General features: G+C 59.3%; 1 protein-coding gene and 1 pseudogene. One reads left to right on the plus strand and one right to left on the minus strand.

Going from position 1 to position 1281, the window contains the following annotated elements:
- The coding region (locus J8I87_RS43920) for a helix-turn-helix domain-containing protein (RefSeq protein WP_209938892.1) at window positions 1-913 on the minus strand (913 nt) is incomplete at its 3' end.
- A gap of 45 nt (window positions 914-958) precedes the next feature.
- Here J8I87_RS43920 and J8I87_RS43925 point away from each other — a divergent pair.
- A pseudogene (locus J8I87_RS43925) lies at window positions 959-1281 on the plus strand (transposase); the annotation flags it as partial.

Genomic DNA, 1281 nt, shown 5'->3' on the forward strand with positions numbered 1-1281 from the left:
TGACCACGACGCCGGCCGGCGGTGGGCAACTCGCTGGTGACGCGAATTTGTTGTTCACAGCACGATCTTCCGCCTCTGCAGGCCGACTGGAAATCATCACTTCCTCGCTGACGTGCGCCCACGCCTTGGCTCGTGCTCTCGCTCGGGGGACGCGCAACGCGCGCCCGGTGCGCAAGCAGCCCACCAGCTCGCGCTTGAGCGCGCCGCGCCCTTCAATATAGAGCGCCTGGTAAATGGCTTCGTGAGAGATGCGCATAGACTCATCGTCCGGGAAATCTACCTGCAATCGATTGGCAATTTGTTCAGGTGACCAGCCGTTGACCCATTTTCGGGCACCGCGATGTGGTTTATTTCGCCCCTTGAACGGTGCCTGCCTGGGCCCGGCTATCTCACGACCATCAGCGTCATGTACTTTGCCCTCCAGGCGCTCCTGTACATATTGGCGCAGCCGTCCATTAGTCGCCAGCTTCGCTGGCTTTGGTCGTTTGGCGAACCGTTCCGCCTTCCACTGCGCGACCGAAGCACGATACTCGAGGCACCCACCACGTGTCGCCGCATTGCGCGTGAGCTCTCGTGAAACGGTTGATGGACTGCGTCCGATACGGCGGGCGATCTCGCGCACCCCGAGGCCTTGGACAGAAAGCATTGCTATCTCTTCTCGCTCAGCAAACGACAAGTACCGACCCGCAATAGGTTTCGACATGAATAGTGGCATGCCGCCACGATAGCGGAACCAGCGCGAGCCTACCGCTTGAGATGCGCCTACCGCCTCCGCTGCTTTCTCGCTTGTAATGCCAGTCGCGATCTGTTGCCAAAACCGACGCTCGATCTCATGTCCAAGTGAGGGCGCGCCCGGCGAGTACATCGCTCCTCGCCCTGTCAACCGATATACCTGCTTTGCACTTCGTCCCATGCAACACCTCCTCGATCAAAGGTGTTGCGACGACCGGTTGAATCCGCCCAATACACGTCCATTGCCTTCGGCCGACGTTGTCGCGAAGCGGGTGTGCGCCCTTCGATGGGCTCGGTCGGCGATTGTTTCGACAATGCCATGTGCGAGAGCTTCTTCGCCACGCTCGAATGCGAATTGCTTGCCCGTTCTCGCTTTGAGACGCATGACCAGGCTCGACGTGCTTTGTTTTCATTCATTGAAGGCTGGTACAACGCAAATCGCCGGCACAGCGGAATCGGCTATCACTCGCCGATCTACTACGAAAAACTTCATGAACAACAAATTCGCGTCACCAGCGAGTTGCCCACCGCCGGCCGGCGTCGTGGTCG

Origin of the sequence: Paraburkholderia sp. LEh10, assembly GCF_017814945.1 — a bacterium.
GTDB lineage: Bacteria > Pseudomonadota > Gammaproteobacteria > Burkholderiales > Burkholderiaceae > Paraburkholderia.